Origin of the sequence: Bartonella sp. AP21QHHD, assembly GCF_042196205.1 — a bacterium.
GTDB lineage: Bacteria > Pseudomonadota > Alphaproteobacteria > Rhizobiales > Rhizobiaceae > Bartonella.
Map to the genome: position 1 here is coordinate 1 of NZ_JBHIPT010000036.1, position 1,375 is coordinate 1,375.

Annotated in this window: 1 protein-coding gene; it reads left to right on the forward strand. The window is 37.5% G+C overall.

The annotated features are described in order from the left end of the window. On the forward strand, positions 1-1,375 hold a 1,375-nt coding region (locus ACFIMC_RS03080), incomplete at both ends, for a right-handed parallel beta-helix repeat-containing protein (RefSeq protein WP_375680826.1).

Here is a 1,375-nt window from a genome sequence, read left to right on the forward strand (position 1 = left end):
AAACAATGTAACCGTCACTCAAGCAAACACAGGCATATTTGCAAATGATCACTCCACAATAACAGTCTCTGGAGGTTCATTTGATTCAAAACAAGCAACAATATTTGCGCAAAACGGCAGCACAATCACTATAAATGATTCTAAAATTACATCATCTGATAACACTGGGCTCCGGGCAAAAGACAATGGCACCATCAAAATGACGAAAGGAAAAGTTAAAGGAGGAATTTATGCAGCATTAACTGCTGAAAACGGTGGACATATTAATGTTATAGATGTTTCTCTCTCAGTAGCCACAGGTGGTGGAGCTGGTGCAAATGCCAGCGGCCCTAATAGTATGATCGAATTGCACGGAACAGAAATTGATCATGCTTTTCTTGGGCTTTATGCAGAAAAAAATGCTATAATTAAAATGACCGGAGGAACTATTACAACTTCTACAGTTGGTGCTACCTTTTATGACAGTAAAAACAATGAAAATAAGTTGGAAGATGTGACAATATCGAGCAGTCAAAAAGATGAAACAGTGGTGTTTACAGGATTAAATTCCCAAGCAAGCAATGTCACTTTAAAAAATGTACACATTACAAATGCAAAATTCGGTGTATATGCAATGGATCATTCTAAAATCAAAATATCAGGAGGATCATTTGTTGGAAACGATATAGGGATTAACGCAGAGAGTGGCAGCACCATTGCTTTAACCGATGATACCAAAATTACATCATCTAATGGTTATGGGCTCCATGCAAGTGGACTAGATTCCACCATCACAATGACGAAAGGAAACATAACGGGGAAAGAGGCAGCATTGACTGTTGAAAACGGTGGGCAAATTGATGCAACAAATATTTTTGCAACAGCAGAGAGAAATGGCATAAAATTTGAAAATCCTGAAGAAGATACAACCTCAGAAATCAATTTAACCAACGCAAAGCTTCACATTAAAAACGGCATTGGAATTAATGTAGATGAATCAACCGGCACAGTCAATCTTGGCAAAAAATCAGAAATCCGTGCCGACGTTCTATTAGTAACCAAAGCTTCAGCTGAAGAAAATGATTTAGCTTTTACACTCAATTCTGATAACTCCATATTAGAGGGTAGAGCAAAAGTTATTAACAGTCCTAAAACAATCTTTAATTTGCAAAACAATACACAATGGATTGTAAAAACCAGCACAAACGAAAAAGATGATGATGGCAATCTACTTGATATTGCTCAAAGATCTCGTTCTGATGTTTCTGTGCTAAACCTCAACAACAGCTCTATCGTTTTTGAGAAGCCAACAGAAGATCACTACCAAACATTGCATATAGGTTCTGGTAAACCAGACACGCAAGAAGTCTACAATGCAACGGATGATGCGAAGATT